Annotated in this window: 17 protein-coding genes; 1 reads left to right on the plus strand and 16 read right to left on the minus strand. The window is 34.9% G+C overall.

Features of this window, described 5'->3' with window-relative positions; translation table 11 throughout:
* Positions 1 to 84 precede the first annotated feature (84 nt).
* From J3U18_RS03895 to J3U18_RS03960, 14 genes are all read right to left on the minus strand, one after another.
* Positions 85 to 606, minus strand: a complete 522-nt coding sequence (locus tag J3U18_RS03895; RefSeq protein ID WP_065563620.1) for a gamma carbonic anhydrase family protein — start codon at positions 604 to 606, stop codon at positions 85 to 87.
* A gap of 2 nt (positions 607 to 608) precedes the next feature.
* Complete coding sequence (locus tag J3U18_RS03900) at positions 609 to 1850, minus strand: Bcr/CflA family multidrug efflux MFS transporter (protein WP_267352981.1); 1242 nt, start codon at positions 1848 to 1850, stop codon at positions 609 to 611.
* A gap of 82 nt (positions 1851 to 1932) precedes the next feature.
* Complete coding sequence (rsuA, locus tag J3U18_RS03905; RefSeq protein ID WP_267352982.1) at positions 1933 to 2622, minus strand: 16S rRNA pseudouridine(516) synthase RsuA; 690 nt, start codon at positions 2620 to 2622, stop codon at positions 1933 to 1935.
* 15 nt (positions 2623 to 2637) lie between these two features.
* A complete protein-coding gene (locus tag J3U18_RS03910) occupies positions 2638 to 3369 on the minus strand; it encodes a class I SAM-dependent methyltransferase (protein WP_267352983.1) in 732 nt (243 codons plus the stop codon).
* The gene (prlC, locus tag J3U18_RS03915; protein ID WP_220225698.1) at positions 3356 to 5383 is read right to left on the minus strand and encodes an oligopeptidase A; all 2028 of its coding nucleotides are present in this window, start codon (positions 5381 to 5383) and stop codon (positions 3356 to 3358) included. Before prlC ends, J3U18_RS03910 begins: the two co-directional genes overlap by 14 nt.
* 89 nt (positions 5384 to 5472) lie before the next feature.
* Positions 5473 to 5730 (minus strand): BolA family protein, encoded by a 258-nt coding sequence (locus J3U18_RS03920; protein ID WP_267330453.1) that lies wholly within the window; start codon positions 5728 to 5730, stop codon positions 5473 to 5475.
* A gap of 77 nt (positions 5731 to 5807) precedes the next feature.
* Positions 5808 to 6080, minus strand: a complete 273-nt coding sequence (locus tag J3U18_RS03925; protein WP_267352984.1) for an STAS domain-containing protein — start codon at positions 6078 to 6080, stop codon at positions 5808 to 5810.
* Positions 6081 to 6086: 6 nt separating this feature from the next.
* A complete protein-coding gene (mlaC, locus tag J3U18_RS03930) occupies positions 6087 to 6728 on the minus strand; it encodes a phospholipid-binding protein MlaC (protein WP_267352985.1) in 642 nt (213 codons plus the stop codon).
* 2 nt (positions 6729 to 6730) lie between these two features.
* Positions 6731 to 7303, minus strand: a complete 573-nt coding sequence (mlaD, locus tag J3U18_RS03935; protein WP_267352986.1) for an outer membrane lipid asymmetry maintenance protein MlaD — start codon at positions 7301 to 7303, stop codon at positions 6731 to 6733.
* An 11-nt stretch (positions 7304 to 7314) separates the two neighbouring features.
* Positions 7315 to 8094 carry a lipid asymmetry maintenance ABC transporter permease subunit MlaE gene (mlaE, locus tag J3U18_RS03940; RefSeq protein ID WP_065563612.1) on the minus strand — a complete coding sequence of 260 codons (780 nt, stop codon included), beginning with the start codon at positions 8092 to 8094 and terminating at the stop codon, positions 7315 to 7317.
* On the minus strand, positions 8094 to 8912 hold the full coding sequence (gene mlaF / locus J3U18_RS03945; RefSeq protein WP_081299570.1) for a phospholipid ABC transporter ATP-binding protein MlaF: 819 nt from the start codon (positions 8910 to 8912) through the stop codon (positions 8094 to 8096). The genes mlaE and mlaF overlap by 1 nt, the downstream gene beginning before the upstream one ends.
* A 264-nt stretch (positions 8913 to 9176) precedes the next feature.
* The gene (locus J3U18_RS03950) at positions 9177 to 9776 is read right to left on the minus strand and encodes a methionine ABC transporter permease (protein WP_065563747.1); all 600 of its coding nucleotides are present in this window, start codon (positions 9774 to 9776) and stop codon (positions 9177 to 9179) included.
* Positions 9777 to 9874: 98 nt separating this feature from the next.
* A complete protein-coding gene (locus J3U18_RS03955; protein ID WP_267352987.1) occupies positions 9875 to 10918 on the minus strand; it encodes a methionine ABC transporter ATP-binding protein in 1044 nt (347 codons plus the stop codon).
* Positions 10919 to 10931: 13 nt separating this feature from the next.
* Entirely contained in the window at positions 10932 to 12068 is a 1137-nt protein-coding gene (locus J3U18_RS03960; protein WP_267337058.1) for an amidohydrolase, read from the minus strand.
* 182 nt (positions 12069 to 12250) lie between these two features.
* On the opposite strand from J3U18_RS03960, the gene J3U18_RS03965 reads away from it, so the two are divergent.
* On the plus strand, positions 12251 to 13099 hold the full coding sequence (locus J3U18_RS03965; RefSeq protein ID WP_220225705.1) for a MetQ/NlpA family ABC transporter substrate-binding protein: 849 nt from the start codon (positions 12251 to 12253) through the stop codon (positions 13097 to 13099).
* 31 nt (positions 13100 to 13130) lie between these two features.
* Here J3U18_RS03965 and J3U18_RS03970 read toward each other — a convergent pair whose 3' ends face one another.
* Positions 13131 to 13463, minus strand: coding sequence for a rhodanese-like domain-containing protein (locus J3U18_RS03970; RefSeq protein WP_065563609.1), 333 nt, complete (start codon positions 13461 to 13463; stop codon positions 13131 to 13133).
* Between the two features lie 113 nt (positions 13464 to 13576).
* Positions 13577 to 16204 carry an aminopeptidase N gene (gene pepN / locus J3U18_RS03975; protein ID WP_267352988.1) on the minus strand — a complete coding sequence of 876 codons (2628 nt, stop codon included), beginning with the start codon at positions 16202 to 16204 and terminating at the stop codon, positions 13577 to 13579.
* Positions 16205 to 16409 lie beyond the last annotated feature (205 nt).

A 16409-nucleotide genomic window follows, 5' to 3' on the forward strand; every position in this document is an offset into this window, starting at 1 on the left:
TAATTAAAAATTTTGAGTATTTTATCATAAATTGAACCTACTCATAGCGTGAAAGGTGTATAAAAACTAATTTATTAGCAACTATTAATTCGATAGCGTTAAGGTTTGATTAAATCTTTTTGCATTCAACACGTAATGTTGAGCATTTTTAATATTTGCTTGAATTTCTTCATCTGTGAGTTTACGAATAATTTTAGCTGGAGATCCCATAATCATACAACCTTCCTCATAAGGTAGACTATGTGTAACTAGTGAGTTTGCACCTACTAGGCAGTTTTTGGCAATTCTAGCATTGTTTAAAATAGTACTTCCCATACCAATTAAACTATTATCCTCAATATTACAACTATGCAAAATAACATTATGGCCAACGGTGACATTCTCACCAACAATACAGGGAATGTCAGTTTCTGTATGAATAGTACTGTTATCTTGAACATTACTATTTTTACCAATATGAATAGTTGCGATATCACCTCGCAAAACTGCGTTAAACCATATAGATACGCCTTCTTCTAAAATAACATCACCAATGATGTCTGCTGATTTAGCAATAAAACACTTAGAATTAATTTGTGGTTTTAGATTTTCTAATTGATAAATCATGGTTAATTCCTTTTTATATTTTTGACACTCAAAAACAATCCAGCCGCAAAAAAGTTACAGATAACCATTGAGCCAACCATTAGCCATTCTGTTAAATTATTCGTAACAGTTGCTGTATTATGAGTTGAAACGAGTGTTGAAAGTAAGACTCCGATAGCGCCAGCGACGGCAAAGCGGATGGTGCCTGCAAGCGAGGAGGCTGTGCCTGCTATATGAGAATAATAATCGAGTATTATAGCCATGCAATTACCACCTATGGTTGAAATACAACCGATATAACCAGCAATACATGCCACTAAAAAGACAAAACCTAAGTCAAATATACTCACTGTAGCCATACCTATGGCTGTAATAAATTGGAGGAGTAAGCCTAACTGAATCATCTTAATAGAACCAACCCGTTTTACAATACGGCTATTGAGTGTATTCATTGAAACCATGACCATAACATTAATAGCAAAGTAATAGCCGAAATTGGTTGATGCAACACCATGTAAGTTCATATAGACAAATGGTCCTAAACTTAGAAATGAAAATAATCCGGCTCCGGAAAATGCACCAATCATCATGTAAGTAAACACTTGTCTATGTCTAAATAGGACAATGAAGTTGCTTAAAATTCGAATTATACTGAATTTATCACGTTTGGATTTGGCTAATGTCTCAGGGATATTGATTGTTACTAATGCAAAACAAATAATCGCCATTAAGCAAAGTGCATAGAAGTTGGCTTGCCAATTGAACCAATAAAGAATAAAACCACCAATAATCGGTGCGAGTAATGGGGCAACATTCGATATCAATGTTACAAAAGACATCATTTTAGAAAAATCATCACGATCGCGATAGATATCTTTCATTAATGCATTAATAACAATAGTGGTTGCTGATGCTGCTATTCCATGAAAAAATCGGGCTGTGATTAACTGATTTATATTAGCAGCAAGACCACAACATAATGCTGCAATTATGAAAATAATTAGTCCAGCAGTTAAAACTTTTCTTCGTCCGTAACTATCGGTGAGTGGACCAAACAAAAGCTGACCTAATGAAAATCCTAATAAATAGAAACTGATTGTCAACTGCACAGTTGAATCGGCGACATTAAATTTGTTCGCAATAGTTGGCATACTTGGTAAATACATATCAATAGATAATGGCATTAACATTGAAATGAAACCAAGAATAAAGATAAGTGCTTGTTTAGAAACTTTAATTTCTACTTGTGGTTCTTGTGTTTGCACGTTGTCATTCCTTTGGATACAAAGTTACTAAGTTTTAACTATAAAACCTAGTAAAAGAAAACATTAGTTAAGAATCAAACGGCTAATTAAACGAATTGATCTCATCTTGAGTAAGAGGGCGGTATTCGCCCTCAGGTATATCAAGAATAATATTGCCAATCTGTTTACGATGCAACTGGGTGACATGGTTATTTACAGCTGCAAACATTCGTTTTACTTGGTGATATCGGCCTTCACTTATTGTAAGTTCTGCATGGTAATCATCAAGGATAACTAATTTAGCTGGTTGAGTAAGTGATTTTTCACTTTTTAGCTGAATACCTTGTTTAAATATCTCAATAAGATCATTATTAAGAGGTTGCTCAACGGTTACTTGATAAACTTTTTCACAATGATGTTTAGGAGAAGTAATGCGATGTGACCACTTACCATCATCGGTTAATAAAACTAGCCCAGTGGTGTCTAAATCCAGTCGACCTGCTGAATGTAGCTTTTCAGACATAGGTTCATCAATAAAATAGAGGATAGTTGGGTGATCAGGATCATCAGTAGAACAAACATAACCTTGTGGTTTATTGAGCATGAAGTAACGATTTTCGGTAATAGGTATAATTTCGAAACCATCATATTCTACAATTTGATCATCTGAGATATGGTAAGCACCTGATTTTACAACAGCTCCATTAACAGTTACCTTTTGGGCTTTCAGTTCTTTATTGACTATTGTTCGGCTTACCCCTAGATGGTGAGCTAGAAATTTATCCAGTCGCATATTCAAATACTATTCCTATAAACATGGTGTGTAAATATCAAAACGATGATTTTTAGTTTTAATTTCCGCCGTTGGTTTTTGATTGGCTAAAAATGGTGCATAATCAGGTCGTTTAACCACAACGCGTTTTTTAGCTAATCGTCTTGCGGGTTCAAGTAGGCTTTCTGCATCGAGATCGTTACCAACTAATTGTTGAAAAATGCGCATCTCTTTTTTCACTAATGCACTTTTTTGTCGATGCGGAAACATCGGATCAAGATAAATAACGTCAGGTTTTTCTTGATGTGAATTGAGCCCAAGTAAACTTGAATTATAAATTAAATGTAACAGTTTTTGTAATTGCTGACCAATGATTGGATCTTGATAAGCACGATTAAGCCCATCTTCTAACAAGGCAGCAACAACAGGATGTCGCTCAAACATAGTAACATGGCAACCAATAGAAGCTAATACGAATGCATCTCGTCCTAATCCAGCTGTTGCATCAATAATAGTGGGTAAATAATTACCTTTAACGCCAACAGCTTTAGCTATCGCTTCACCACGACCACCACCAAATTGACGACGATGAGCCATCGCACCAGACACAAAATTAACCGCGATTGCGCCTAATTTAGGTTCATCAGTTTTTTGTAACTCAAGTTGATTGTTTTGATTAACGAGAGTAAATGGAAGATCAGGATGCTCGAATAGCCACTGCTCAGCTAACTTTTTGAGCTGAGCAGTGTTAACTTTAGTGGATACCATAGTGACGAAGTAATGCCTCAAGTTGCGGTTCACGACCACGGAAATTTTTGAATAATGTCATTGGTTCATCACTGCCACCTTGAGATAATATATTATCCAGGAAAGCATTACCTGTATTTGCATTGAAGATACCTTCTTCTTCAAAGCGAGAAAACGCATCAGCAGATAAAACTTCAGCCCATAGGTAACTGTAATAACCTGCGGCATAACCTCCTGCAAAAATATGACTAAATGCGTGAGGGAATCGTCCCCAATCTACGGTTGGTACTACTGCAACTTGTTCTCTGACTTGTTTTAAAGTTTCTAAAATATCAGGTGTTTTTTCGCTATGTAATTTAAAATCAAATAAACCGAACTCTAACTGACGCAGAATAAATAATGCAGCTTGGAAGTTTTTGCTATCAAGCATTTTTTCTAGCATTTCTTGAGGTAATGGTTCGCCAGTTTGATAATGACCTGAAATAAATTCTAAAGCTTCAGGCTGCCAGCACCAATTTTCTAAGAATTGACTCGGTAATTCAACGGCATCCCATGGAACACCATTAATACCAGCCACTGATGACACATCAATTTCAGTTAACATATGATGTAGTCCATGACCAAATTCATGGAATAATGTGGTTACCTCATTATGAGTAAATAATGCTGGTTTATCACCGATTGGTCGATTGAAATTACAAGTTAAATAGGCAACAGGTTTTTGGATATGGCCATCAGCAAAACGCATTTTACCAATACAATCATCCATCCAAGCACCACCTCGTTTATGTTCACGAGCATATAAATCAAGATAAAAGCTACCTTTTAATTCACCATTGGCATTATATAAATCGTAAAATTTTACCTCAGGTGCCCAAACTTCAACATCATGACGCTGTTTTGCAGTAATGCCAAAAATACGACGAACGACTTCAAATAATCCACTAATAACTCGATCCTCTGGAAAATATGGACGAAGCTCTTCATCATTGATGGTATAAAGATGTTGCTTTTGTTTTTCGCTGTAATAAGCGATATCCCATGGTTTGATATCACTTGCACCAAAATATTCATAAGCATATCTTTTAAGTTCGGTTAATTCTTTTTCACCTTGTGGTTTAGCTTTGGTTGCTAAATCGGTTAAAAATGCGGTAACTTGCGTTACAGTTTCAGCCATTTTAGTTGCTAATGACTTATCGGCATATGTGTCAAAACCAAGTAACTGAGCAAGTTCAGCTCGAAGCGATATAATTTGTTTAATGATTTCTGTATTATCCCACTTACCGGCATTAGGTCCTTGGTCAGACGCTCGAGTATTGTATGCTTGATAGAGTTCAAATCGTAAATCTCGATTATCGCAATAAGTCATTACCGGTAAATAACTTGGGATATCGAGCGTTAATAACCAACCATCTTGCTCTTTTGCCTTAGCTTGCTCTTTAGCTGCGGCTAAGGCACTTTCAGGCATTCCGGATAAATCTTCAATATTCGTGATTAATTTTGACCAGCCCATAGTGGCATCTAATACATTATTACTATATTGAGATGATAATTCTGAAAGTTTGGCAACAATTTCACCATAACGTTTTTGCTCATCATCCGCCAATCCAATACCCGATAATTCAAAATCCCGCAATGCATTGTTGATTACTTTTTTTTGTGCTTTGCTTAAATTTTCGAAGTGTTTGCTATCTTTAAGTTGTTTATAGGCATTATATAGTGGTTTATGTTGTCCTACCCAAGTACTGTATTGAGATAGCAAAGGTAAGCAAGCTTCATATGCTTCACGTAGTTCTGGGCTGTTTTTCACTGAATTAAGATGACTAACCGGTGACCATGCTCGGCTAAATTTTTCATCCATTTCATCAATGGGTTGAACAAGATTATCCCAAGTGTATTCACTATTTTGTTCAAGCACAGATTCAATCGTTTTACGACAATTGTTTAATGTCTCTTTAATCGCTGGTAAAACATGCTCAGGTTTGATTTGTGAAAATAGGGGTAATGATGAATTACTTAATAGTGGGTTAGTCATTCTGGAATACCTTATGCAATGATTATGTTTATTTATGAAACATGTGGCTAAAAAAACTTTATTCAAGTTTCTATGTTCATGGAGGGTAATTATAACCCCATTAATTTTCGCTCACGTTGCCATTCAGTCGGTGTATAGGTTTTGATTGATAATGCATGGATTCGATTATCATTAATAAATTCCGCTAATGGTGCATAAATAGCTTGTTGTTTTTTTACACGGCTTAATTCAGCAAACATTTCACCAACGGCAATAACTTGAAAATGGCTGCCATCATTTGTCATTACATGAACATCGTCAAGTTTAAGTGAATTTTTTAATTTAGCTATAATTTCTTGTTTATCCATTATTTAAACTCAGTATTAACTATTTTATAAAAAAAAGTTGAGGAACGGGGTTTTTGAGCTCTCAAATTGCATCATTTTTAATGATTAATCACTGTTTGCAAATCATAAAGCTCAATGAGTGTTTGTAATTGTGGGCTGACCCCAGTCAATTTTACATTATATTGATTACAAAAATAGACAAGTGTCGCGAGTCCAGAAGAGTCAACCCGTGTTACTCTAGATACATCAATATGGTTTATATTGCTTAATAATGTATCTTGAGCAATCCATAAATCATTTAAAGAGTGAAAATCAAGTTCACCGATTAAATTAAGTGCATTTTGTTGTTTTTCTGCTTGGATTCTCGACATAATGAACTAACCTTTTTGTTTAGCGTTTGGATCAATTTTGCGATTGGATAGATCATTTAATTGTTTGGTTAATGCATCTATTCCATTTTGGCGAAGAATAGCTGCCCATTCGTTTTGTTTAGTTGTAACCATGCTTACTCCTTCAGCTGTTAAGTCATAAGCTTTCCATTCACCTGTTACTGTATTTTTTCGCCATTGGAAATCGATACGAATAGGTTGTTGATTTTTATCTGGCTGATTTAAAAGCACGCGAATTGAAATAAGTGATTTGTTAGTTAAATCTTTTGGTGCTTCAACTTGGTAAGTTTGACCGTTGTACATAGAAAGTGCTTGAGCAAAAGCTTGAACTAAATAGTTTTCAAAAGCTTTGAAATAAGCTGTTCGTTGTGCGTCAGTTGCTGATTTATAAGCATCACCTAAAATTAATGCGCCTGCATATTTAACTTGGACATAAGGCAATAAATCCGCTCTTACAATATCTTTAAGTTTATTTGGATTTGACTTAATTGATGCTGATTGAGCTTTCATCGTACTAAATATTTTGTCAGCAGCAACTTGCATATCGTTATAAGGATCGTTTGCAAATACTGAAGAACTTATTACTAATGCAAGTACTAAAAAAAGGGCTTGTTTAAATTTGGTTAACATAGTTACTCCTTACTATCATTGGTATCTTGTTTTTTATCTGATGATCCGCTAGTGCTATATAAAAATTGTCCAATCAAGTCTTCGATCACCATGGCTGGTTTTGTATTGTTAATGACATAACCATCTATAAGATAAGCTGGTTTATTATTACTATTACTCGTTGTTGTAGTGGTATCAGAATCTAATGAATCAAGTTCATGTTCAATGCTTTGATCTAATCCAAAATTGATATCAATAAATTGTTCACCTAATAGGCCAGAAGTTTTGATTGAAAGTGAGCTAGAACTTGGAATTCTATTGTATTGAGCATCTAAATCCATAGTGACATAAGGTTTATACGTTGCACCTTTTTCTGATTTAAGACTAATATTACTTACACGACCAATCACTACACCGCCAATTTTAATTGGTGATCTTACTTTTAATCCACCAATGTTATCAAATACAGCATAAACACGGTAGGAGTTATGACGAGCGAAAGACGTTGGATCGGTAACCCTAAAACATAAAAATAGCACTGAGCAGATAACCAGCACCATAAATAACCCTACTGTAATTTCAACTTTACGACTCATGTTTAATGACCTCAATTACTAAACATTAATGCGGTTAAAATAAAATCTAACCCCAAAATAACTAATGATGAATAGACAACGGTGTTCGTTGTTGCCCGACTGATTCCTTCTGATGTTGGCACACAATCATAGCCATTAAATAGAGCAATCCAAGTACTAGCGATTGCAAATGCAAAGCTTTTAATAAAACAATTGCCTAAATCGTGCCACCAATCGACATTACTTTGAATGGATGACCAAAAAAATCCTGCATCAATACCTTTCCAATCAACACCTACTAATACACCACCTAAAATGCCAACAGCGACAAAAATTGCTGTTAGAAACGGCATACAAAAAAATCCAGCCCAAAATCTTGGCGCGATAATTCGTCTTAATGGGTCGATCGCCATCATTTCCATGCTTGATAATTGTTCGGTGGCCTTCATTAGACCAATTTCAGCGGTTAACGCTGAGCCGGCACGGCCTGCAAATAGTAATCCTGCTACTACAGGCCCAAGTTCTCTCAACAGGGCAAGTGCGACTAGCATCCCCAAACTGGCTTCAGCACCAAAGGTGGTTAAAATGAAGTAACCTTGTAGTGCTAGTACCATTCCTATGAAAAGACCGGATACGATAATAATTGATAGCGATTGTACACCGACAAAGTAAAATTGTTTAACAAGTAATGGGAATTGTTTGCTAAATTGAGGTTTACCGATAAGTGCACCAAATAGCATTACGCCTGAGCGACCTAGCATCGCGATAATATTGATTATTGATCGCCCAAGTTTTGCAATTAAGTTTAACATTAGTTTGCACCTCTACTTAGGTCTAATTTGTAATCATCCGCAGGATAATGAAATGGTACTGGGCCATCGGCTAATCCTTCAAGGAATTGTTTTACTCGTAAATCATCATTATTGCGTAATTCTTCAGATGTACCGCCAGCAATAATATGTTGTTCAGCAACAATATAGGCATAATCGGCAATACTTAATACTTCACTAACATCATGGCTAACAACAATACAGGTTAATCCAAGTGATTGGTTAATTTCAGATATAAGTTTGACAATTACGCCCATGGATATAGGATCTTGCCCAGCAAAAGGTTCATCAAACATGATTAGATCAGGATCGAGTGCTATTGCTCTGGCTAATGCTGCCCGCCGTGCCATTCCACCAGATAGTTCTGAAGGCATCATGTTAGCTGCACCACGAAGTCCTACTGATTGTAATTTCATTAATACCAAATTATGTAAAATAGGTTTTGGTAAATTAAAATGTTCTCTTAATGGATAAGCAACATTATCAAATACTGATAAATCAGTAAATAGAGCCCCAGATTGGAATAACATACTCATTCTTTTACGGACTTCATATAACCTTGAACGAGTCATACTAGGTATATCTTCACCATCAAATAGAATTTGACCTGATTGTGGCTTAAGTTGCCCGCCAATCAGTCTTAATAGTGTAGTTTTACCTATTCCCGATGGCCCCATAATTGCGGTAACTTTGCCTTTGGGAACCGTCAAGTTCATATTTTTATAAATTGGACGAGTCCCACGATAAAAAGACATATCGTGTATTTCGACCAGATTTTGTTGTAATGTGTTGGTCACAATGAGTTCCTACACTACCATAATTAAATGTCGGTTATTTTACTTGATTATTACAAATAAACAAATGTATTAACCAAGTAGCTGATTTAGTGACGGTAATCATAAAATATGCTGAATTTATTTGTTCGTCATTTTATGCTAAAACTTTTTAAATATTTTAACTATATGAGAATATTGAATTATATTTATTGATTTTTTGTGGTAAATAGTGGCGTTTTGAAATAAACGCCAGTATAAAGTTTAGCAATAGGGTTTAATTAGTTGAGATTATTCGTGTCTTGCCTTGCGTGCCAAATAATTACCAATGCTTTGTACAATTTGTATTGCAATAACTAAGATCACAACACAGATATAAATGACGGTATCATCAAAACGTTGATAACCTTGCGAATAGGCGACATCTCCAATACCACCTGCGCCAATAGCCCCTGCCATTGCTGTAGCCCCAATCAAACCAATTGTGGCGGTAGTGAAAGTTAAAATCAATGAACTAAATGCTTCTGGTAGCATAAAGTGCCAAATAATTTGTACTGGCGTTGCGCCCATCGATTCAGCTGCTTCAATAATACCACTTTTTACCTCTAATAATGAGTTTTCAACAAGCCGAGCAATATAAGGAGCAACATAAAAAGTTAAGGGCACAATTGCAGCTGTCGTACCGATTGATGTGCGAACTATAAAGTAAGTAAATGAATGAAGTGAAAAGAGTAAAATAATAAAAGGTAATGAGCGAACAAAATTAATAATTGGGTTAATAATCTGATAAACCCGTTTATTTTCAAGTAAACCAGATGGTCGGGTGGTGACTAAGCATATCGCTAATGGAACACCGATTAATGCGCCTAATATTAATGAAAAAACAACCATATATAATGTGTCTAATGATGCTTGTGCATATTGCTCAACGGTCACTCTGGTTAGAAAATTAGTATTTATATAATTGATAAAATCGTTGACTATTTCCATTAGTTGTTCTCCCAATGTTTGATTTCTGTAACGTTAACCCCATTTTCGCGAAGAAATTGCACTGATTGTTCGATATTATTATCACTTCCTTTTAATTGAACAAACATACTGCCTAATACCGTTTTTTCGATTTCAGACATATGGGCAAATAAAATATTCACTATTACTTTTTGCTGTAAGATCAATGCATTCATAACCGGCTCTGAGGCCGAACGACCTAAAAATTCAAGCTTAAACAACTTAATATTATGTTTATCACCCTCAATTTTTAACAGATTTTCAACAACACCTTCAGGGATTTGGTCATTAATAACTGAACTAACAAATTTTTGTGTGGTTTTATGCGTTGGATGACCAAAGACATCAAGTACATTGCCATGTTCGATAATTTTACCTTTTTCCATAACTGCTACTTTGTGACATATTTGCTGTATTACATGCATTTCATGGGTAATTAGAACGACAGTTATTTTATATTTATCATTAATTTTTTTTATTAATTCCAAAATAGCTTGAGTAGTTTGTGGATCGAGTGCCGATGTGGCTTCATCACAAAGTAAAATATCGGGATCGTTCGCCAAGGCCCGAGCAATTCCAATACGTTGCTTTTGTCCACCTGATAGCTCTTTAGGATAGCTATTAGCTTTATCGTTTAATCCAACAAATTCGAGCAGTTCATGAACTTTCTTTTTAATCGTTTGTTTATCTTTTTTGATGAGGACTAGAGGGATCGCAACATTTTCATATACGGTTTTGGATTCAAGTAAATTGAAATGTTGAAAAATCATGCCTATTTTACGGCGAACTTGGCGTAATTGAGAGTTTGATAACTGATTCAATGGTTGGTTTTGAATAACAACATTGCCTTGAGTTGGTTTTTCAAGAAAGTTTATCAGACGAACTAGCGTACTTTTTCCTGCACCACTATAACCAATAATGCCGTAGATATCGCCTTTTTGGATAGTTAAGTTGATGTTTTGTAATGCTTGGGTGGTAACTCCATTTCGTTCGTATTGTTTCGATACATTTTCAAATTTTATCATTATGTGATACCTATCAATGTTGTGCTACTTCAATTAATCCTTGCTTAGCGAGATTGGCTAAATAGTTGGCTGCTGGCATAATCATGTCAGTATTAACTAAAAATTTTGGATGATGTAAAGCATAAGGGCTTTGTGAACCAAGATTGATAAATGCGCCAGGTACATGATGCAAATAGTGGGCAAAATCTTCACCACCAAGTTGCGGTTGAAAATCAACAACGTCATAACCTTGTTGTTTGGCAATCTTTTGACAAAAATCGACCCACTTAGCAACATTTATGATTGATGGCGGGCCATCAAACCATCTCAACTCTGCTTTGGCTCCCATGCTAAGTGCAATATTTTCAACAATGCTTTTTAATTGTTGTTTGACTTTTAACCTTATATCAGGAGTTAGCGTTCTTACAGTGCCTTCCATCTCAACAATTTCAGGAATGACATTCCATGTGTTCCCTCCTAAGAATTTTGTAATGCTGACAACCACAGCATCAAGCCCACTTATTGTACGACTTGATATTGTTTGGATAGCACTAATAATTTGTGAACCAATAACAATTGGATCAATACCTGACTCAGGCCTTGCCGCATGGGCTCCAACACCTTTTATTGTGATTTCAATTCGGTCAACGTTTGCTGAAAAGGGGCCAGCTCGTGAAGCCATTTGGTTAATGGTTAAATTAGGATTATTGTGCATTCCTAAAATAACATCAACGCCATTAAGCGCACCAATTTCTATGAAATGTAATGCACCACTAAAATTTTCTTCAGCCGGTTGAAAAAGTAATCGAACCGTTCCTTTCAAATGCTCTTCATTGGCTTTCAATAAGTAAGCTGCTCCCATTAAAACAGAAGTATGCAGATCATGACCGCAAGCATGCATTACTCCTTTTTGGGTTGAACGGTATTGGCAATCTGATTGTTCAAAAATGGGTAGGGCGTCAATATCGGCTCTTAAGGCTAAGACTGGTGAGCCTGAACCAATTTCAGCAATAACACCAGTTTTTGCGCCTAGCTCTAATATGCGAATATTCGCTTTTTCTAAGTAATACCTTAATTTTTTGGTTGTTTCAAACTCCTGATTTGAAAGCTCTGGATTTTGATGTAAGTCGAGAAAAAGCTGCTCGATAATAGGTGCAATAGCTTTTGTCATGGTAAGTCCAATTGATAAAAATATTGATATTTTTACAGTAGCACAGCTGATATTTTGGCTCTAATAATCGTTTTTTATAACTTATTCCAAAAAGTTATAAGATAGAATTACATGGAATAAATGAATTATTTTTTATGTGTTAGAGTAGTTTTAAAATTTACACTTCACTGAGGTTAGTTCAAATGAAAATGAGGTTCATCAAGCAAAAATTAGTTAATAATGTTGTGGTGTTAGCTTTATTTAGTTCTCTTTTTTTTATTACAGCATGTGATAACTCATCATCGAAAACCGATAATCAAACTAAAAAAGAGATCAGTATGGGCGTTTCACCAGGACCGTACAATGATCTGTTTAATGATGCGGTTAAACCAATACTAGAATCAGAAGGCTATAAAGTTAAGTTAGTTAATTTTCCACATTTATTAGAATCAGATGTGGCATTAAGTGAAGGCAGTATTGATTTAACGGTAGCTCAACATACTGCATATATGGATGTGTTTAATAGTCAACGCAAAGCTCATTTAAAACCAGTGGTGCATGTACCTTCGGTTCCCGCTGCAATATTTTCGAATAAGTATACGTCGATAAAAAATGTTTTTCCGGGTGCTAAAATTGGAATTCCTCAAGATGCATCAAATGCAGCACGTTCTTACAACTTGTTGGAAAAAGCTGGTTGGATTAAGTTAAAACCAAATAGTAATCCAATTATTGTCGGCAAAAATGATATTGCCGAAAATATTGCGGGTGTTGATATTGTAGAAATGGATTCAGCCAATATTCCAAGAGTTTTAAATGAGTTAGATTTCGCCGTTATTCCTGGCAGTATCGTTTATTCCGCTAATATTGACTCGAAAAAAGCACTTTTGTCTGAAACAATTATTCCTGATTTAGAAATTATGGTTGTAGTTAATGAAGGGAATGAAAATAGTCAATGGGCAAAAGATATAAAGCGTATTTACCAATCACAACAATTTAAAGATTACATGCAAACACATAATCAAAATGGTTATTGGGTTATGCCACAAGAATAGTGATCATTTAGCCCGTTTAAATGCGGGCTTTTTAATATTTAGGCATACTGGTATCAACAGTTCTAGCCCAAGCGTCAATGCCACCAGTTAGATTGTAGAGAAAATCACAATCAAATCCATTTTCAACCAAGTAACTTGCAACGTTAAGACTTCTTACACCATGATGGCAATAAATAATAATATCAATTTCATCAGGGATTTTATCTAAATAAAGTGGTATGAGATTCATAGGAATATGTATTGCTCCCGCTATTGCACAAATTTCTACTTCATTAGGTTCGCGTACATCAAGTAAAAAAAGCGGTACGTTATTATCGATCTGTTGTTTTAGTTGTAAAGGTGTTATTTCTTTTATTATTGACATTATTCAAACTCATTCTATCTAAAAAAAGTTGAGGAACGGGGTTTTTGAACGCAATTTTATGTGTTTTTTATTAAAAATCCCATCTTGCTAACGAGTAACAAGATGGGATTTTATTATGCAGCTAAAGCCTTACTAATTTTTTCGTAAAGATCTTTAGATAAATTATTCAACTTCAATAAACTTTCTAAAGCGAATCTCATTTTTTTCTGACGATCTTTATTATAACGTTTTAGACGGATAAGTGGATCAATGAGTCTTGATGCCACTTGTGGATTTTTTTGGTTTAACTCTGTTAATATTTCTACTAAGAAATGATAACCACTACCGTCTTCTGCATGGAAAGCGACAGGATTATTATTTACAAAAGCACCAATTAGGCTTCTTATTCTATTTGGATTATTTAGTGAAAAAGATCGATGATTGAGCAGTTTTTTTACTGTTGATAATACATTTTGCTCAGGGCTTGTTGCATTCAAGGCTAACCATTTATCCATAACTAAACCATCTTGATGCCATTTGTTATCAAAATCGACAAGTAAAGTATGACGGCAATCAAGCTGTGCTTTTACCGCTGCGGTAAGTGCAGCTAATGAATCTGTCATATTATTCGCTTGTTCATATTGTTTTTTGACTAAGGCATCTACTTGTGGTTTATCATTAGCATATGCCAATAATGACAAACAGCAGTTTTTCAGCATACGTTTGCCGATATCTGAATGTTCAATATGATATTGATCTGTTTGATTATGATGATAGACCGCTGTTAACTCATCATAAAGTTCATTAGCAAATACACCTAATAAGAATTGGCGTACTTGATAAATAGCAATCGGATCAACAACATCAAACAGATTTGCTAATTCGTTCTCTGAAGGTAATGTTAATATTTGTGCAATAAGTGCAGGCTCAACAGAGTCTGATAATAGTATTCCTCTAAAAGCATCCAAAACAAGTTCAGAGAAAGTCATAGGTAGATTATGTTGATAATTACTGACATTTAAACGCACATATTTTGCTAATAGCATTTGCGCAGCATCGTAACGACTAAAAGCATTACTAGCATGTTGCATTAAGAATATAAGATCACCATCTTGGTAATCGTAATTGAGTTTTACCGGTGCTGAGAAATCACACAATAAAGATATAATTGGTTTTTCACTAATATTATCAAATACAAATTGTTGTTTTGCTTGTGTTACATTTAATACATGATGTATAGATTTGTTTTGATATTGCAATCTAATCACTTCGCCATCATGTTGATAAAGTTCAATATCTAATGGAATATGTAGTGCTTGTTTTTGGCTTTGATCTTGGGTTACTGGCGTATGTTGCTCAACAGTTAGGGTATATTGATGATTTTGAGGATCGTAACTGTCAGTTACAGTTAAAACGGGCGTGCCTGATTGGCTGTACCATAATTTGAATTGTGTTAAGTCAATGCCTGATGCATCTTGCATAGCAGCAACAAAATCATCACAGGTAGCAGCACTTCCATCATGTCGTTTGAAATAGAGTTTCATCCCTGCTTGAAAGTTTTCTTCACCTAATAATGTGTGCATCATACGTATAACTTCTGCACCTTTTTCATATACGGTAACAGTATAGAAATTATTCATTTCAATTACTTGTTCAGGGCGAATAGGATGAGACATAGGGCTGGCATCTTCAGCAAATTGTACGGTTCGTAGTAGTTTGACATCATTAATACGTTTTACTGATCTAAGTCCTTGGTCAGAAGTAAATTCTTGATCTCTAAATACAGTTAGCCCTTCTTTTAAACTGAGTTGGAACCAGTCTCGACAAGTAACGCGATTACCAGTCCAATTATGAAAGTATTCATGACCAATTACGGATTCAATTCCGATATAATCGTCATCTGTCGCGGTTTCAGGTTTAGCCAAGACATATTTAGAATTGAAAATATTTAGTCCTTTATTTTCCATTGCGCCCATATTGAAGAAATCAACAGCCACAATCATGAAAATATCTAAGTCATATTCTAAATCGAAACGATTTTCATCCCAGCGCATGGCATTTTTTAAACTGGTCATTGCCCATTGTGAACGCTCTAAATTACCTTTATCTACATAAATTTCTAAATCAATTTTTCGATTAGAGCGGGTAATAAAGTGATCTTTTAATATATCAAAGTCACCAGCTACTAATGCGAATAAATAGGCTGGTTTAGGAAATGGATCTTGCCATTGAACCCAATGTCTACCGTCGGCTAGTTCGCCTTGTGAAATGCGGTTTCCATTAGATAATAGAAAAGGATATTGTTTTTTATTGGCAGTAATTCGAGTTGAAAAACGAGCTAATACATCTGGTCTATCAAGGTAGTAAGTGATATGACGGAAACCTTCTGCTTCACATTGTGTACAAAGTGCATCACCTGAAACATATAGTCCTTCAAGTGCGGTATTATCAATTGGTTTGATTTCGTTGACGATGGTTAAAGTAAATTCAGATGGAACATTTTTGATGATTAATCCGGTTTTTGTGATTTGATAATCACTCCAAGGTTGCTCATCAATATTTATTGAAACTAATTTAAGTTCTTCACCGTCTAAAATTAAATCGTCAGCTTGAGGATTTTTATTAATAACATGACTACGAGCGATAACTGTAGTTGTTTCTGCAGCTAAATCAAAATCGAGGTCAATATCAGTAATCGTGAAGTTGGGTGTTTTATAGTCATGACGAAATTTAGCAATTGGTTGGATATCAGTTGTACTCATTTTTCTTTGCCTTCTAAAGTGATGCGCTGATCATGTATTTGAATTCATCAAAATAGGTCTTAATTACTTTCACTTTCATTTATTAATCAGATAAAAGTAAATGAATTATCAATATTAACCATTTTGGAATAGATATGGATTAATTTATCAAAATATCTTTATTGGCTATTATAGCGTATTAAAAATAATCTTATTAGATAATTAA

Source organism: Gilliamella sp. B3482 (assembly GCF_026536805.1).
GTDB classification, from domain to species: Bacteria; Pseudomonadota; Gammaproteobacteria; order Enterobacterales; family Orbaceae; genus Gilliamella; species Gilliamella apicola_E.

Bases quoted from the DNA above. Each gene is read 5' to 3' on its own strand.
- J3U18_RS03895 (WP_065563620.1), bottom strand. From the start codon at position 606: ATGATTTATCAATTAGAAAATCTAAAACCACAAATTAATTCTAAGTGT.
- rsuA (WP_267352982.1), bottom strand. From the start codon at position 2,622: ATGCGACTGGATAAATTTCTAGCTCACCATCTAGGGGTAAGCCGAACA.
- J3U18_RS03910 (WP_267352983.1), bottom strand. From the start codon at position 3,369: ATGGTATCCACTAAAGTTAACACTGCTCAGCTCAAAAAGTTAGCTGAG.
- prlC (WP_220225698.1), bottom strand. From the start codon at position 5,383: ATGACTAACCCACTATTAAGTAATTCATCATTACCCCTATTTTCACAA.
- J3U18_RS03920 (WP_267330453.1), bottom strand. From the start codon at position 5,730: ATGGATAAACAAGAAATTATAGCTAAATTAAAAAATTCACTTAAACTT.
- J3U18_RS03925 (WP_267352984.1), bottom strand. From the start codon at position 6,080: ATGTCGAGAATCCAAGCAGAAAAACAACAAAATGCACTTAATTTAATC.
- mlaC (WP_267352985.1), bottom strand. From the start codon at position 6,728: ATGTTAACCAAATTTAAACAAGCCCTTTTTTTAGTACTTGCATTAGTA.
- mlaD (WP_267352986.1), bottom strand. From the start codon at position 7,303: ATGAGTCGTAAAGTTGAAATTACAGTAGGGTTATTTATGGTGCTGGTT.
- mlaE (WP_065563612.1), bottom strand. From the start codon at position 8,094: ATGTTAAACTTAATTGCAAAACTTGGGCGATCAATAATCAATATTATC.
- J3U18_RS03950 (WP_065563747.1), bottom strand. From the start codon at position 9,776: ATGGTTGTTTTTTCATTAATATTAGGCGCATTAATCGGTGTTCCATTA.
- J3U18_RS03955 (WP_267352987.1), bottom strand. From the start codon at position 10,918: ATGATAAAATTTGAAAATGTATCGAAACAATACGAACGAAATGGAGTT.
- J3U18_RS03960 (WP_267337058.1), bottom strand. From the start codon at position 12,068: ATGACAAAAGCTATTGCACCTATTATCGAGCAGCTTTTTCTCGACTTA.
- J3U18_RS03965 (WP_220225705.1), top strand. From the start codon at position 12,251: ATGAAAATGAGGTTCATCAAGCAAAAATTAGTTAATAATGTTGTGGTG.
- J3U18_RS03970 (WP_065563609.1), bottom strand. From the start codon at position 13,463: ATGTCAATAATAAAAGAAATAACACCTTTACAACTAAAACAACAGATC.
- pepN (WP_267352988.1), bottom strand. From the start codon at position 16,204: ATGAGTACAACTGATATCCAACCAATTGCTAAATTTCGTCATGACTAT.